A 15,649-nucleotide genomic window follows, 5' to 3' on the forward strand; every position below is an offset into this window, starting at 1 on the left:
CGCGCCGCCGCCGATCCGGGCCGGCGCTGCGGGTCAGAACAGGGTGTCCCGCACGCGCAGCGGCCGGTACCCGGTGGGGCCGAGCTGGGCGAGTTCGGCGTCGATGTCGACCTCGATGGCGCCGAAGAAGTTGATGTTCTCGCTGTGGGCCGGGGAGATGTGCGTCAGCACCTCGTCGTCGATGCGCCGCCCGGCCCGCCGCATCTGTTCGGTCGCCAGCCCGTAATACTCTGTGGTCCAGGCGATGACGGCGTTGGTCGCCAACGTGAGGCACCATGCCTGTTCGGTCTGTCCCTCCAGGTGCCTCGCGCGCACGGCGCCTTCGTGCGCGTAGAGCAGGTCGCGGCGGAGCGCGTGCAGGGATTCGCCCTTGTTGAGCTGTCGGGAGATCTTGCGCCGATAGCCCGGGTCGGACAGGTACCGGGCGGCGTAGATCGTGCGCCGCAGCGCCCCGTATTCCTTGAGCGCCGCCGCGAGGGCGTTCTGCCGGCCCGACGCGGAGAGCTTGCCGACCAGCAGCGACGCGGTGGCGTGCCCGAACTTCAGCGACCCGCTCAGCCGGAGCAGGTCGTCGTAGTGCTCGGCGATGAGATCCAGATTCAGCTTGCGGGTCAGCAGCGGCCCGGCGTGCGGGAACGCGGACTCCACCTGGGCCCGAGGCGCCGCCCGATACAGGGTGATCCGGCCCAGGTCCCGGATGCGGGGCGAGAGCTGCAATCCGAGCAGGTCGAACAGCCCGAAGTTCACGAGGGTGACGCCGTGCGTGTCGGTCGCATGCTCGGTGATCGGCAGATCCGTTGCATTGCCGAGGATTTCGTCCAGCACGTAGTGAGCTTCGCGTCTCGTCGCGACGATGACCTTGGTGCCGTAGGTGGCGTGCTGATCGGTGACATGGGTATACGTGCTCAGTCCTTCGTTCGCGAAATAGCGGCTCAACGCTCTGGCGGTGACCGATTTGCCGCGGGTCGGGAACCGTTGCCCATCACTCGACGACAGGGTGCCGGCGCCGAAGACCGGGGTCAGCGGCAGCCTTTGGTGGTAGTCGATGATCGTCAGGTTCGCCGCCCGCAGCGTCTCCTCCCGCACATACCATTCGCTGGTCCAGGCCAGGATGTCGTAGGAGAGGCCCGACGCCTCGGCCATTCGGGTCAGCCCGAGGTTGGTGGAGTAGGCCAGCAGGACGGCGATGAGGTTGCGTTTCAGCTCCGGGCTGCGGGCCTGTTTGCCGCCGGCGTGGGTGAAGCAGTCCAGGTAGCCGGTGCGTTTGTCCAGCTCGATCAGCAGCGACACGATCGGCGCGAACGGCAGCATCTCCGTCAGCTCGGCCTTGAGCGCCGTCGCCTCCGCGGGCACATCCTCCGCCGACAGCGGTGAGATCACCAGGTCACCGGCCTCATCGAGACGGACCGGCCCGTCGCCGCCGGCGAGCACCTTCTCCAACTCGCCCATAGCGGCGTCGAGCTCGTCGGTGGCGGTCGCCAGCGCGCGAGCGGGATCAGCGGACTTGCCGACCAGGCGGCAGAACTCGTCACGCTGCGGCTCCCACGCCTGCGGGGTCAGCAGGTACGCGGCCGGGTCGGCGTAGCGGCGCGACCCCGGCACGAACACATCCCCGCTGCGCAACCCGTCACGCAGCCCCAGCAGCACGCACAGCTCCCAGTAGTGCCGATAGGCGGTGGTGTTACCGGCTTTGCGGGCCTCGTCGAGGTAGCCGCGCCACTTCGTCGGCACGAACCCGGTCGGCGCGTCGTCGGGCACCTTGCGGGTACCGGTCGCGTTCAGCTCCCGCAGCATGTGCACCCCGATCAGCAGCTCGGTCGCGGCGGTGCCGCCGGCGAACCGGACTGTCGACAGCACCTGCGGGGTGAACTGCCGCAGGTAGGAGTACGAGCTGTCCAGAGCGGCCAGGTGCCCGTGATCGCGCGGCAGCCGAGGCTTGGCCTGCGCGACCGCGGCCCGCAACCGCTCCCATCCGATCCGATCGCCCCGGATCAGGCCGCCGATCTCCTCGTCGGGGATCTGCAGGTCACAGACGATCGCCAGCAGGTCGTCGAGCAACCCCTGCCGATCCTCTCCGGCCTTACCGCGCTCGGCCAGCTCGTCGCGCATCCGGCGTTCGGCCTTGCTCAACCTGGCCGAGATCGCCTGATCGAACAGCTGCACCACCTCGTCGAGCACATCGGTGGCCGACTGCGCCAACACGGTGAGCAGAATCGGGTAGCGGCGTTGCGGATCCCGGCGTTCGAGGGCTTGGCCCGTCAAGCGGCGGCCCACCGTCGCCAGGAACCGCCGCCGCTCCGCCGGCAGCACCGACATGTCCAGCTCATCCGCGCCCAGGTTGCGCAGGAACACCAGCTTCTCGACCTCGGCCTTCACCGCGGTCGCCGACGCCTCCACCGGGCCGGTCGACAACCACCGCAACCGCGACATCTCGATCGACGGGTCGACGACCAGCAACGCATCCAGTTCCTTACACCGCTGCGGCGTGAACTCGCGCGCCAACCGGTCGTAGGTCTCCCGCTGCGCCCGCGTGCGAGCGTGCGCGACCCGGCGGACCACCGTTTCCGGGCCCGGCCGGATCACCCGCGCCGAGATCAGGTACTCACACGCCAGCCGGAACAACAGCGTCGGCGAATCGTGCTCCATCGCCCGCGCCAGCAGAAACTCATCCAGCTCCTTCAACTCCATCGCCCCGGCAGGCCGCCACCCCAGATACTGGGCCACCAGCCGCACATGCTCGGTCCGCGTCTGCGCCCGCTTGCCATACGAACGAAGCTGCGCTGCATCGATATTCAGCTGATCCGCCAGCCGGGCCACCGCCACCGGCGGCGCCGACGGCACCTTGTCCGGCACGAACCCCAGCCACGGCAAGGTGCACAACGCCACCGCCAGGCCCAGACGGACCGCAGGGCCCCTACCCTGCGGAGCAACAAACGCCAGATCCGCCGGGGTCAGCGTGAAGTACCGGAACAACTCCTCACGACTGATCTCCGGGAACTCCCGCAGGCGCTGCAACTCCTCGTCCGCGAATACCCGCGTCGCCACGAACCCCAGCCTCCAACACGCCGACCAACCTCATCGGCAGACAAGCCAAGCACCAACCACCCCGGCCCGCAGCCCGAACCGAGAAATCGCCGCTGACCAGGCACTACGCGAACTTCGTTGTTTTTTGCGCCATTACTACCGGGACCCCGGTGACCCGCCAACCCAGCTACAACCAGGCCCGCAGGATCGACCGGTTGGAGACCGCAGCCGGTGCTGCAGCCCGGATCGAGGACGTGCCGGTCGCCAACCGGCTGGCCTATGTGTGGGCCGATGACACCGAATCGTGGACAGACGCCGAGGGCAACGAGGTTCCCGAACACGTCATCGACTTCGACCTGCTCGACGACGACGAAGACGACCAGGACGCTCCCGCCGACGACCAGCCAGAGGACGGGTTGCTCGACCCGCGCACGCTGACCCGCCACGTCACCCGCGAGGTCGAAACCACCTGGTACGTACTGGGCAGCGACGACCTCGGCCTCATCGAGCGCGCCTACAGCTACAGCGCCCCGAGCAATGCGGCCACCGCCGCCGAGGTCAGCGCCGCCGAGAAGGAGGCGCAGAAGCAGGAACGTCGCCGAGTGCGAGTCCTCAACGCCGCCAGCGCGACCGCCCGCGAGGTGCGGATCGAGAAGCTGACCGCGTGGCTGGCCCGCAAAACCCTGCCCAAGGGCAGCGCCCCGAAGGTTGCGACGTTCATCGCGACCTCGATGCACGCCCATCACGACATGTTCGGCGCGAACAGCATGCAGGGCAACGCCGCCGAGATCGCCGCGACGATCCTCGGCGGCCAGCCCGCCGACCTGTTGGAGCAGGCCAGCACCGCTGACCGCGCCCAGATCATCGGACTCGGGATCGCTCTGGCCGCGCGCGAGGCGCACATGTGGAAAGACGCCTGGCGCAACGTGACCGACCGGAACTACCTCGGCAGCACCGTCCGCGCTCGCGCCGACTACCTGCGATTCCTGGTCGAGGTCACCGGCTACACCCTCTCCGACGTCGAGCAAGTCATCGCCGGGGAGAAAGACGCCGCCGACGTGCCCCTCGACTAGACCCCACGGTGGGCCGCGACCCCTCCCGGTCGCGGCCCACCACCCCGACTACCCCGAACAGGTGCCCCCCGATGACCATCACCGGCGAACTGTTTCCCCGCTGCGCCCTGCCCGGCTGCGCGAACCCCACCGACACCCAAGGCCACCCCTGCGGCCAATGCCGCCGCGACTTCGGCCCGATGCTGCGCCACAACCCCGACGGGCAACCGATGACCGCCGCCGCCCAAATCGCCCGCGACCAGGCGATACACGCCGCCTACCGCGCCCAGCGCCACGCCCGCCTCGAGGCAGCCGCCGACCGGCTGCGTGCCGTCGAGGCCAGGCGAACAGCCCAAACCCGGACAAACCTGCTGGCTGTGCGAACAACGCCGCCTCTGTGTCCTCATCGCCGGCCAATGGGAATGCCGCGACTGCCGACAGATCACCGGCTGAACCGCGCGCCGACACCGGGCGCAGCGGAGCGGCCCACGGGCCGCACAGCATTGTCCCGGCCCGCCGACTCCGCTGCGCTCCGCCGGCGACCCGGGAAGATTCCCAGTCAGGTGGGTGGTCACCAATTTGCGCGCGCACGTCGACCAAGTGTGACCGACGGGGACCCCCGAGCTGTCAACCCACACCAGGCGGCTGCCGCCCGTTCTCCGCTGCGCTACGCCCGTGCGCTCCAACCACTTTCACTCGCTACGCTCGTACGACGAAAGTGGTTTCCGGCGCGCCTGCCTCTTCGGGGTTGACAGCCCACCCCCGCCGGTCCCCCAGGTCTCTCGACGTCCGCCACACCGGGCCGGACCACAACCGAGAGGCCACATCATGGACTACATCGCTCACACCGTCACCGCCGCCGCCGAGGGCAGCGTCGCCCACATCCTCTGGGCAGCAGCCGACCTCGCCGCCACCAACCCCGAGACGGTTGACCCCATCCACGACGCCGGCCTCCACATCATCGCCGCCGGGCAGGCCACAGCCCGACGGGGCGCCGCCGCCGTCGAGCTCGCCACGATGGTCGCCGCCGACCGCCACCCCCGGCTGGCCGCCACGATCGGGGCCGACGAGGACTGGGCCGCCTGGCAGCAGGTACTCACCGAGCCCTGGCCCATCCTCGCCTACGCCGCAGGCATCGCAGCCCCGATCGCCGGCCTCGAAGCCCACATCACCCCGGGACGCTGGACCCCCTGACCGGGCAGCGGGTCGGGGTCGCCACCACGGCGGCCCCGCCCGAGGTCTGTGCGTCCTCGACCACTCGACCACTCGACCAGTCGACCAGTTGGCCCGACATCGAACGAACAGATCAGCGGAGTGGCTACGCCGCACCCCATCTGAACTGGGGTTGCTTTGCTGACCCCCACCAGTCTCTTACCTCTGGTCGGCGCGGCGACAAGGGCCGCGAAAAACTGGCCCGCCCTACGGGTTCCAGGCCTACGGCCCGGGCAACTTTTGTCGCTGTGAACACCCTTGCACCGGCCTCCCGCCGGCAAAGAGATGGCAGGTGTCAAACAAAGCACCGGCCCGCCGAGGCCGACACCGCAGGGAGGCACCCACCATGGCCCGTACCGCCACCACCAGCCGCGAAGACCGCGCCGCCGCGCGCCGCGAACTCGCCGCGCAGCTGCACGCCACCATCACCGACAAAGTCGCCGCACTCACCGACACCGACGAATGGGCCGCATTCTGCGATTACGCCACCAAGTTTCACGCCTACAGCCTCAACAACCTGATGCTCATCATCGCCCAGCGCCCCGACGCCTCCCAGGTCGCCGGATACAACAAGTGGCTCGAACTCGGCCGCCACGTCCGCAAAGGTGAGAAGGCGATCCGGATCCGCGGATTCAGCTCACGCAAAATCACCGACACCGACCCCGAAACCGGCGACGACACCGAACGCAAGATCGCCACCTACCCGATCCTGTCCGTGTTCGACATCGCCCAAACCGACCCCATCACCGAGGTCACCGACTGGATGCGCAAAAAGAACCCCAACGCCCGCGCATGGGTCGACCTGGCCAGCCCCGCCCACACCCTCATCGGTGACGACCCCGCCGACATCTACACCCGCGCCGCCGACTACATCACCGCCCAGGGCTGGACCGTCACCCGCGAACAGATCGCCGAGGAGGGCACGAACGGGTACACCACCACCGACGGCACCCGCCGAATCGTCGTCGCCGACAACCTCACCGACGCCCAAGCCGCGAAAACCATGCTGCATGAGACCGCCCACGCCCTCATGCACACCGACATCGAAGCCGCCGACTACATCGCCCACCGTGGCCGCTGCGAAGTCGAAGCCGAATCCGTCGCCTACATCACCGCCGGAATGCTCGGAGTCGACACCAGCAACTACAGCATCGGCTACATCGCCGGATGGTCCGAAGGAGACCCCCAGGTCATCGCCGACACCGCCGCCCGCGTCCTCGAGGTATCCCGCCGCATCGCCGCCGCCCTCGACCCCGACACCAAAGACCAGGACGACACCGACGAAGTCGCCGCCTGACCCGGTACCCGCCGGTCGCCTACCCAGGGCGACCGGCGATCAGGCGCGGGCAGCGGAACGGCCCCGAGCGGGCCGTACTGCATTGTCCGGTCCGGTGTCTCCGCTGCGCTGCGCCACCGAACCGGGACGGTTCCCAGTTGGGTGGGTGGTCACCTAACACGCGCGCACGTCGACCAAGCCTGACCGACTCGGGACCCGACCTGTCAACCCACGCCAGGCGGCTACCGCCCGTCCTCCGCTGCGCTCCGACCGTGCGCTCCAACCAATTTCGGCACCCACACTCGCTGCGCTCGCACCGAAATTGGTCTCCGGCGCGCCTGACTCTTCGGGGTTGACAGCCCACCCCGGCCGGTCCGCCACGTCTTCGACGTCCGCAACCAGCGGACACAGACGAAAGGACCTGCCATGCAGTACACCGACGACATCAAGTACCGCCGCCGCGACAACGAAGATCCCCGAGCCCACTACATCGAGGAATCGGTCAAGGTCTACCTCATGCGCCACCCCGACGGCCGCGACGCCTGGGTCATCGACCCCAGCTGCCTCGACGGCTACGCCCTCGACTCCAGCCTCGACCGTCCCCTCAGCGAAGAATGCGAATGCGGCAACGAGGCCGACTGCGAACGAGTCGAAGCCCGAATGGCAGCCGCCCACCTACCCAACGCTCACAACCTGCTGGAGATGCTCGCCGACACACTCGGCTACACCCTCACCAAGCAATAGCAACGAAGCCTCCCGTCACCCGGACAACCCAGGTGGCGGGAGGCTTAGGCCCTGCTCGATGGATCTGCCCGGCCTGGGCGGTAAGGCATCGGAACGGCCCCGGTGGGGGCCGTGCTCTGTTGACGTCTTTCGACGTCCACAACCAGCGGACACAGACGAAAGGACCTGCCATGCAGTACACCCCCCACTCCCACAGCGCCCTGATCGACGGAACCGTCACCGCCCTGCTCTGGGACGCCGCCGACTACATCGCCGGCGACCCCGAAAGCCCCGTCGACCCACTCTCCCGAATCGGCGACGGAGCACTCAAAGCCGGACACATCACCAACCACCACCTACTTCGCCGCCATCGACCTCGCCATCCACGTCACCATCGCCGACTACCCCGACAACAACCGCAACTTCGACTGGGCCAACTGGGGAGACTGGTACCACGGACTCAACGACCCCCACGACGCCTGGCACCTCCTCGCCAAAGCAGCCAACCTCGCAGCCCGAATCGCCGGCCACCAGCAATCCGTCAACCCCGGCCGCTGGACCCCCTGAACACCCAGGCGGGGCCGCCACACCAGCGGCCCAGCCCAGGTGCACTGCCAAAGGAGCTCCCTCCGGTCGCACCCAAACCGCCGCCGCTACGCGGCCCAACCCGACACACAGCCCGGCTACGCCGGGCCGGATGACACCATAAAACCCGCACGCATACTACATATCGGGGGCATTCGTGGAGGCAGTCAAGTATCTAGCAGCTGGAGTAGGAATATTTCTCTTCCTATTCCTACCAATGCGACTAGTTTTCAAATGGTCCTCCGGTGCGTGGCAAGATGCCCGAGCCCCATGGAAGAGACAAGCGGTTCTCCGTTCGCTGCTCCCGCTATACACGCTCACGGTAGTAGCATCTAGGGCTATAGCAGAAGAAGCCTCTATACCGCAGCCCGCAATCGTTATACCAGCAATATGCGTCGCTATCGCTGTCACTGTCGCCAACTGGCGAAACCTGCGGTCAGACCTGGTGGACCTACGAGACGATAGCTCGCGGTCATGGTTCCTTCAGCGGTTTGTCAAAACGTCAGCACTAATCGGAATCGAACCTGACGAAGCTGGACAATGGTATCTTAACGCTCGTTCGTTTCTTCAAATCGCCTACATGAACGTTCTGTTTCCCCTATTTGTCTCCGCCGCAGGGAGCGTGTGGTTCAGAAACAATGCCGACGGCTACGACTGGTTTGTGGGATTAGTCCTAGCCCTCATCACCTTCGGAACATCTGCGATCTGGACGTTATTGGCACTGCCCAGTGTGAAGAAATATGACCACATTTAACGGTCCTACTTTTCCAATTCTCGCTGCGTCAGAAAAAAATTAGTGCTACCGCGACACCAAGCCCTCCCGGACCCGCGTCGCTCCCGCACAATCACCTTTACGTTGGAGTACGTCCGGGGCGGTCGCCTCGGACGCTCGTCCGCGGTTCGGGGCGTGGCTCGACAATCACCTGTGTGCCCTCGGTGGCTCGGCGTGGAAGGCCACCCCGGACCGTGACGGGTCGTTTCGGCCGCTGATTGAGAAGTGTTCGCGAACTTGTCGCTGTGTAAAGGTGCGCCGGCGAAACAACCCCTGACGAGGTCAACAGGTTCGAGCAGAGAGGTTCATGTGGTCGAAACAATCTGGGTAGGAATCGATGTCGGCCGTCACGCACACCACGCCGCCGCTGTGGACGACGCGGGGACGGTGCTGTGGTCACGTCGGGTACCGAACGATCAGGCGGCCATCGAAGCGATTGTGGACCAGGCGTGCCGTGTCGAATCGGTGGTGTGGGCGATCGACATGACCGCGCCGGAATCGGCCCTCCTCCGAGGGGTGTTGTCCCGCCGCGGCCAACACATTCGCTATGTACCTGGTCGCGTTGTGCACAGCATGACCGGCGCTTTCGCCGGCGAAGGCAAAACCGACGCCCGCGACGCGGTGGTGATCGCCCAGACCGCGCGCCTGCGTGGTGATCTCGCGACGGTCGCGGTCCCTGATGACGTCGCGATCGAACTCGACCTGTTGACCGGGCATCGCCGCGACTTGGTCACCGAACGCACACGAGGCATCAATCGACTGCGCGGCCTGCTGACCCGCATCTTCCCCGGTCTCGAACGGTGCTTCGACTACTCGACGTTGACTGGTTTGGCGTTCGTCACCCGCTTCACCACACCGTCGGCGATTGATGGGGTCTCCGACGAGGAGATTTACGACCACCTACGCGGTCAAGGAGTCCGCCGGCCGACCATCCCGAAGATGATCAGCAAGGCGCGTGCCGCCGCGGCCGCGCAGACCGTCGCTCTGCCTGGTGAGGCGACCACGGCATTGCTGGTGCAGCAGGCGGCTACCTCGCTGATGGCGCTCACTCGCCAGATCACCTACCTGGATAAACAGATCGCCGAGGTGTTCCGCCGAGACCGCCACGCCCGGATTCTTGAATCCGTACCCGGTATCGGCACCCGAAGTGGTGCCGAACTCATCGCGTTCACTGGTGGCGACCTCACGTCGTTCGGCTCGGCTGCCAAACTGGCTGCCTACGCCGGTCTTGCTCCCGTCCCGCATGATTCAGGTAACCGGCGGGGCACATTGCGTAGACCGCAGCGCTACCACCGGGGTCTGCGGAAGGTGTTCTACATGGCCGCACTCAACAGCTCGCAACGCGACGGACCATCACGGGAGTTCTACCAGCGCAAACGACGCGAGAACCGCTCTCACGTGCATGCGCTCATCTCGCTGGCCAGACGGTTGATTGATGTTGTGTGGGCACTCATCCGTGATGGCCGAGAATGGACTCCGAGGGGCGCCGGCCCGCCCATCGCGGAGGCTGCCGCCTAGCCCCTGAGATCATTCAGACGCCGCTGCACGCACCGCCGCGGTGAGGTCGTCGATCGTGTTCGGTTGTAGCCGATTCTCGTCGAGGAAGAATGTGGGGGTGCCTTGGACCCCGAGAGCCAGACCGTCAGCGACGTCGGCGCGGATCCGTTCGAGCGTGGCCGGGCTGTTGTAGACCGTGTCGAAGGCCGCCATATCGAGATCGAGGTCGACGGCGAAGCTACGGAACAGGTCGTCAGCGGGGACTTGCTGTTCGCCCCAATGGGTTTGGGTGGTGAACATGCGCTGGTACATCTGCTCGAACCGCCCCTGCTGGGCGGCGGCTTCGACCGCGCGAGCAGCACGTTCGGCGTTGAAGTGTCCGGGCATCGGAAAGTAGCGGACGACGAACGTAACGCGGTCGCCGTAGGTTCGCCGCAGATCCTCGATGACCGGGTAGATGGCTCCGCAGGCTTCGCACTCGAAGTCCAGGAACTCGACGAATTGCGCCCGGCTCTGCGCAGGCGACGTCAGCCGATGACTGTCGGGCCGGGCCACCAGATCAGACACCGCGGCGGTATCGGACGGGGCGGGTGTGGAAGTGTCCTGATCGACGAGGACGGCGACTCCGATACCGACGATAATGGTTACGAAGAACGCCCACGCGAACTTGGTTGGTCTGGTCATACGTTCAACGTAGAGGCGATGTCGGCGGGAATGAGGATCGGTCTCATCAGGCCGGGGGTTGCCTTCGGGGTAGCGCCCGGAATGTATGAACCTGATGTCTGTTCTCAGTCTTCATGGGTGCGCGCTACAAGCGGATCAGATTCTGTATCCGGCAGCGAGGAGTCTCTGGCGTTTCCTCTGGGAGCGGACCATCGAGACTCCGGGCAGACGGTGAGCCGGGCAGTGACCAGCGCGGCCAGCCGGGCCCTGCGCCGGATCGGGGGGGGGTCAGCGCTCGGGTGAATGCTGCGCTCGTTCGTCGGGACTCCTGAATGCGGTGAGGGTGATCAAGATGGCAGCGCCGCCGACGATGAATGTGTCAGCGAGGTTGAACGTTGGCCACCAACCGGTGTGGAGATAGTCAGTGACCACTCCGTCGGGGAACCGATCGATGAGATTGGCGCTTGCCCCGCCGAGGATCGCTGCTAACCCCAGCCGCCCGAGGTGCCCGGTGCCTGGCGCCATCCGCCAGGAGGTGACCGCGACGATGAAGGTGATGATTCCGGTGACTGTGGGCAGCACCCATGCCGGGGCATCGGCGGCGATCGAAAACGCCGCGCCCGGATTGAATGCCAGCCGCAGCTGCACCGGCCCCGTTCCGATGACTGCGCCGTCCGCGAGCGCGCTTGTGGCCCATGCCTTGACGGCCAGATCGGTGGCCGCGAGTCCGACAGCGACGGCCAGCAGCCCGCACCGCCGTGTGAGGCGTACGCGGCGGTGCGCCACCGGAACCGCGGTGATCACTGCCCGACCGTCACTACGGACGGAGTCCGCTGCCAGTTCCGGTCCTCGCCCGGGCTAGCGCTTTGACCCGGCCGGCGCGGACTCCGTTGGCGATGACGACGATCTCGGCGAGTTCGTGGACGGCGACGACGGCGGCGAGGCCGAGTATCCCGAACAGCGCGAGAGGGATGAGGATCGCGATCAGGGCGAGGGACAGGCCGACGTTCTGCAGCATGATCTTCCGGGCGCGGCGGGCGTGATCGAGTGCCTGCGGGAGGGTGCGGAGGTCTTCGCCCATGAGGGCGACGTCGGCGGTTTCGATCGCTACGTCCGATCCCATTGCGCCCATGGCGATGCCGAGGTCGGCGGTGGCCAGGGCGGGAGCGTCGTTGACGCCGTCGCCGACCATCGCGGTGAACGAGTTCGTTCGGAGGTCGCCGATGATGCGGGCCTTGTCTTCGGGGCGGAGGTCGGCGTGTACGTCGTCGATGCCGGCGATCTTCGCCAGCGCGTTGGCGGTGGCGGTGTTGTCGCCGGTGAGCATCGCGACCGTGGCGCCGATGCGGTGCAGGTGCTCGATTACCGCGCCGGCTTCGGGGCGAAGCTCGTCACGGACGGCGACCGCGCCGATGACCTGACCGTCGTGTTCGACCAGGACGGCGGTGGCGCCGCCGGCCTGCATGGCCGCGACCCGCTCATCGAGCGGGCCGGACTCGATCCAGCCGGGACGGCCCAGCCGCGCGGGCCGTCCGTCGACGAGGCCGGTCAGGCCGGCCCCGGGAACAGCCTGCACATCGCGCGCGGCGGTGGTCTCGCCGTGGGCGGCGAGGATCGCGCGGGCGAGCGGGTGTTCGCTGTGCGCTTCCAGCGCCGCGGCGACGGCGAGCACCCGCTCCTGGCCCGGAGTGCGCTCGCCGCCACCGACGCTGCTCCCGGTGCTAGGAGCAGCGGTGTCGGTGGGGGTGGTGGCGATGTCGACGACGGTGGGCCGGTTCGCGGTCAGAGTGCCGGTCTTGTCGAGGGCGACGGTGCGGACCCGGCCGAGGGCTTCGAGGGCGGCACCTCCTTTGACCAGGACGCCGATCTTGCTGGCGGCGCCGATCGCGGCGACCACGGTCACCGGCACAGAGATCGCCAGCGCACACGGCGACGCGGCGACGAGCACGACCAGGGCCCGTTCGATCCACGTGGCCGGGTCACCGAGCAGGGAGCCGAGGATCGCAATGGCGGCAGCGAAGATCATGATCGCCGGTACCAGGGGCTTGGCGATCCGGTCGGCGAGGCGCTGGGCGTCGCCCTTGCGGGACTGTTCGGCCTCGACGATCTGCACGATCTTGGCCAGCGAATTGTTCTCCGCCGTGCTGGTGACATGCACGCTCAGGGCGCCGGTGCCGTTGATCGACCCGGCGTAGACCTGCGTGCCGGGTCCGGCTTCGACAGGCACGGATTCACCGGTGATCGCCGAAACATCCAGTGCGGTGCGGCCTTCGGTGATGGTGCCGTCGGTGGCGATCCGCTCGCCGGGTTTGACCAACATCTGGTCCCCGACAGCCAATTCCGCCGGGGAGACGGTGACCGGGGTGCCGTCGCGGAGCACGGTCGCGGAGTCCGGGACCAGATTCAGCAGCGCCCGCAGCCCGCGGCGGGTGCGCGAGACCGCGTACTCCTCAAGGCCTTCGCTGATGGAGAACAGCACAGCGAGCATCGCGGCTTCACCGACCTCGCCGAGGATCACCGCGCCGACCGCAGCAATCGTCATCAGGGTGCCGACGCCAATTTTGCCCTTCGCCAACCGACGCAGGGTCGAGGGGACGAATGTCCACGCCCCGATCAGCAGCGCCACCCACTCCAGGGCGAGCGCGACCGGTTCGGAGCCGCCGGACCAGCTGACGATGTACGCGGCGAGCAGGAACACCGCGGCCGCGGCGGCAGCCTGCAGCTCCCGCACCTGCCACCAGTGCTCCGGAGCCTGCTCGTCCTCACTGCTCGGTTCGTCGTGCCCGCATCCGCATGCGTCGCTCATCGCCGCACCCCCGCCTTCGTGTCGCCCGTTGTGGCGCAGGAGGTGGTGGCTTCGGTGCCGTAGTTCGGGCACAACACAACCGCGTTTCCGGTCGCTGCCAGGAGGGTTTCGGCGGCGGCGAGCACGTCCATCAGCTCCGGTCGGGCCAGGCTGTAGAACACCTGCCGCCCCTGCGGGCGGCCTTCGACGAGCCCACAGTCCCGTAAGCACGCCACGTGCGCCGACACCGTCGACTGCGCCAACCCCAGCTCCGCCATCAGATCCGCCACCCGGGCCTCGCCACCGTGCGCGAGGCGGGTTGCGATCGCCAGACGGGTCCCATCGGAGAGGCTGTGGAACAACGCCACCGCGGGATCGAGGTCCGCCCTAGTCGCCACCAAACACTCATTCATCGTCATATGACGATGATAGCGGCATTGTGTGCTGTAATCGAATCATCACGAAGAAGTGGCAGCAGGCGCGGCCGGGCGAGATGGTGGGAGCTGTTGGTATGCCGTCGATGTCGACGATCGAGTCTCTGTTCTGCCGCAGCGCACCGTGGCAGGCGGCCACCGGCAGGTGGGTACTCCCGTGGGCGCTGCAAGGCATCCATCCCCGAGGCCGGGTCCTTGAAATCGGTGGCGGCGCCGGCGCGATGACCGAACAGATCCTCACCACCAACCCCGACGAACTCGTGGATGTGACCGTCACCGACTTCGACCCGGTCATGGTCGCCGCCGCCAGCGATCGGCTGCAGGGTTTCGGGGCCCGCGCTCACGCCCAGGTCGCCGACGCCACAGCCCTGCCGTTCGAGGACGGAAGCTTCGACACCGTCGTCTCGTTCATCATGTTGCACCACGTCATCGACTGGGAACGCGCACTCGCCGAGGCCGCCCGAGTGCTCGCGCCCGGCGGAATGCTGGTCGGCTACGACCTGCTCGGCAGCGCACCGGCGCGGCTGCTGCACAACCTCGAAGGGGCACCGCACCGGTTCATCCCCCGTGGCGAACTCCGCCTGCGCCTGACGTCTTTGCCTCTGACCGACATCACGGTCCGCGAGAACCCTGCGCTCGCCCGGTTCCGTGCCCGCCGTGCCGGTGACCGATGACCACGCCACCACTGCACGGGCATCACCATGGCCCGCCCTCGGACGAGCTCGCCGAGCTCGAGCAGCGTGACGTCGCGGTGGCGTTCGTCGACCTCGCCGGATACAGCGTGTTCACCGAGTTCTGCGGCGACCAGGAAGCCGCAGAACTGGCCATACGGTTGGCCTCTCAGACCTGGCAGGCAGGCTCTACGACCGGGCACGCGGCTGGTCAAGGCCATCGGCGATGCGGTGATGCTCACCGCCGACGGCCCCCCAAGTGATCCTCGCCACGATCACCGCCCCCGCGGCCGCGGCCGCCGGTCAAGACGGATTCATCGCCCTACGCGCCGGGATCGATCCACTACGGCAGCGCAGTCGTCCGCGACGGAGACCTGTTCGGGCACGCGGTGAACGTCGCCGCCCGCATCACCGCCCTCGCCGGCGCCGGCCACGCCGTGATCACCGATCCGATCTGCCCGCCACCAGCCGAGCTGGATTGCTCGCCATGCTCGCTGACCTGCTGAAAGACACCGGAGTTGGCCTGCCAAAAGGACACCCGGATAAGGCTCGCTCAGTTCGTGCCGTCGCCGTTCAACAGCAACCCGTCGTAGCGCTGAGAACGTTGCGTAGTGCTTCCAACGAGTCCGGTTGCGCTCGGTAGTAGACGTTCATGCCGCGGCGCTCGGGGGTGACCATGCCGGCTTTGCGGAGCTGCCCCAGGTGGTGACTGGTGGTGGCTTCGGTGAGGCCGACCGCGGTCGCGAGGTCGCAGGTGCAGGTCCCGTCACCGGTGTCGGTAAGCAGGATTGAGACGAGCTTGATCCGAACGGGATCGGCAAGCGCCTTGAGCCGCAACGCGATCTGCAGCGCGGTGTCGTCATCGAGCGGTGCCGCCGATACCGGTGCGCAGCAGATCGGGGCGCTGATGTCGACCATCGGCAAGGGCTTCGGCATGACCAGATCGTACGCCCCT

General features: G+C 67.3%; 14 protein-coding genes. 7 read left to right on the plus strand and 7 right to left on the minus strand.

Annotation, left to right across the window (positions count from 1 at the left end):
• Positions 1 to 33: 33 nt before the first annotated feature.
• A complete protein-coding gene (locus tag ACRVY7_RS07705; RefSeq protein ID WP_005203168.1) occupies positions 34 to 3,045 on the minus strand; it encodes a Tn3 family transposase in 3,012 nt (1,003 codons plus the stop codon).
• Positions 3,046 to 3,194: 149 nt separating this feature from the next.
• Between ACRVY7_RS07705 and ACRVY7_RS07710 the strand changes: the two genes are divergently transcribed.
• The 5 genes from ACRVY7_RS07710 (at position 3,195) to ACRVY7_RS07730 (ending at position 10,162) form a co-directional block, all read left to right on the plus strand.
• Positions 3,195 to 4,097 (plus strand): hypothetical protein, encoded by a 903-nt coding sequence (locus ACRVY7_RS07710; protein ID WP_431816617.1) that lies wholly within the window; start codon positions 3,195 to 3,197, stop codon positions 4,095 to 4,097.
• A gap of 807 nt (positions 4,098 to 4,904) precedes the next feature.
• Positions 4,905 to 5,270 (plus strand): hypothetical protein, encoded by a 366-nt coding sequence (locus ACRVY7_RS07715; protein ID WP_431816618.1) that lies wholly within the window; start codon positions 4,905 to 4,907, stop codon positions 5,268 to 5,270.
• Between the two features lie 364 nt (positions 5,271 to 5,634).
• A complete protein-coding gene (locus ACRVY7_RS07720; protein WP_431816619.1) occupies positions 5,635 to 6,585 on the plus strand; it encodes an ArdC-like ssDNA-binding domain-containing protein in 951 nt (316 codons plus the stop codon).
• A gap of 405 nt (positions 6,586 to 6,990) precedes the next feature.
• Complete coding sequence (locus tag ACRVY7_RS07725) at positions 6,991 to 7,308, plus strand: hypothetical protein (protein WP_431816620.1); 318 nt, start codon at positions 6,991 to 6,993, stop codon at positions 7,306 to 7,308.
• Between the two features lie 1,645 nt (positions 7,309 to 8,953).
• Positions 8,954 to 10,162 (plus strand): IS110 family RNA-guided transposase, encoded by a 1,209-nt coding sequence (locus ACRVY7_RS07730; protein WP_005193666.1) that lies wholly within the window; start codon positions 8,954 to 8,956, stop codon positions 10,160 to 10,162.
• Positions 10,163 to 10,171: 9 nt separating this feature from the next.
• On the opposite strand, the gene ACRVY7_RS07735 is transcribed toward ACRVY7_RS07730, so the two are convergent.
• The 4 genes from ACRVY7_RS07735 to ACRVY7_RS07750 form a co-directional block, all read right to left on the minus strand.
• Positions 10,172 to 10,825, minus strand: a complete 654-nt coding sequence (locus ACRVY7_RS07735) for a DsbA family protein (RefSeq protein WP_006360542.1) — start codon at positions 10,823 to 10,825, stop codon at positions 10,172 to 10,174.
• A gap of 267 nt (positions 10,826 to 11,092) precedes the next feature.
• A complete protein-coding gene (locus tag ACRVY7_RS07740) occupies positions 11,093 to 11,608 on the minus strand; it encodes a signal peptidase II (RefSeq protein WP_005193672.1) in 516 nt (171 codons plus the stop codon).
• 13 nt (positions 11,609 to 11,621) lie between these two features.
• Positions 11,622 to 13,610 (minus strand): heavy metal translocating P-type ATPase, encoded by a 1,989-nt coding sequence (locus tag ACRVY7_RS07745; protein WP_431816621.1) that lies wholly within the window; start codon positions 13,608 to 13,610, stop codon positions 11,622 to 11,624.
• Complete coding sequence (locus ACRVY7_RS07750) at positions 13,607 to 14,008, minus strand: ArsR/SmtB family transcription factor (protein ID WP_431816622.1); 402 nt, start codon at positions 14,006 to 14,008, stop codon at positions 13,607 to 13,609. Before ACRVY7_RS07750 ends, ACRVY7_RS07745 begins: the two co-directional genes overlap by 4 nt.
• 92 nt (positions 14,009 to 14,100) lie before the next feature.
• Here ACRVY7_RS07750 and ACRVY7_RS07755 point away from each other — a divergent pair, with 92 nt between their 5' ends.
• Together ACRVY7_RS07755 and ACRVY7_RS07760 are read left to right on the plus strand one after the other, a co-directional pair.
• A complete protein-coding gene (locus ACRVY7_RS07755; protein WP_005193680.1) occupies positions 14,101 to 14,697 on the plus strand; it encodes a class I SAM-dependent methyltransferase in 597 nt (198 codons plus the stop codon).
• Positions 14,694 to 14,957, plus strand: coding sequence for a hypothetical protein (locus ACRVY7_RS07760; RefSeq protein WP_431816623.1), 264 nt, complete (start codon positions 14,694 to 14,696; stop codon positions 14,955 to 14,957). Before ACRVY7_RS07755 ends, ACRVY7_RS07760 begins: the two co-directional genes overlap by 4 nt.
• An 80-nt stretch (positions 14,958 to 15,037) precedes the next feature.
• Here ACRVY7_RS07760 and ACRVY7_RS07765 read toward each other — a convergent pair whose 3' ends face one another.
• Positions 15,038 to 15,232, minus strand: coding sequence for a hypothetical protein (locus tag ACRVY7_RS07765; RefSeq protein ID WP_328715116.1), 195 nt, complete (start codon positions 15,230 to 15,232; stop codon positions 15,038 to 15,040).
• A gap of 35 nt (positions 15,233 to 15,267) precedes the next feature.
• Positions 15,268 to 15,630: an Rv2640c family ArsR-like transcriptional regulator gene (locus ACRVY7_RS07770; RefSeq protein ID WP_005193682.1), complete on the minus strand. Its 363-nt coding sequence runs from the start codon at positions 15,628 to 15,630 to the stop codon at positions 15,268 to 15,270.
• Between the last annotated feature and the right edge of the window lie 19 nt (positions 15,631 to 15,649).

It is taken from the genome of Gordonia jacobaea (assembly GCF_965344965.1).
Taxonomy (GTDB): Bacteria; Actinomycetota; Actinomycetes; order Mycobacteriales; family Mycobacteriaceae; genus Gordonia; species Gordonia jacobaea.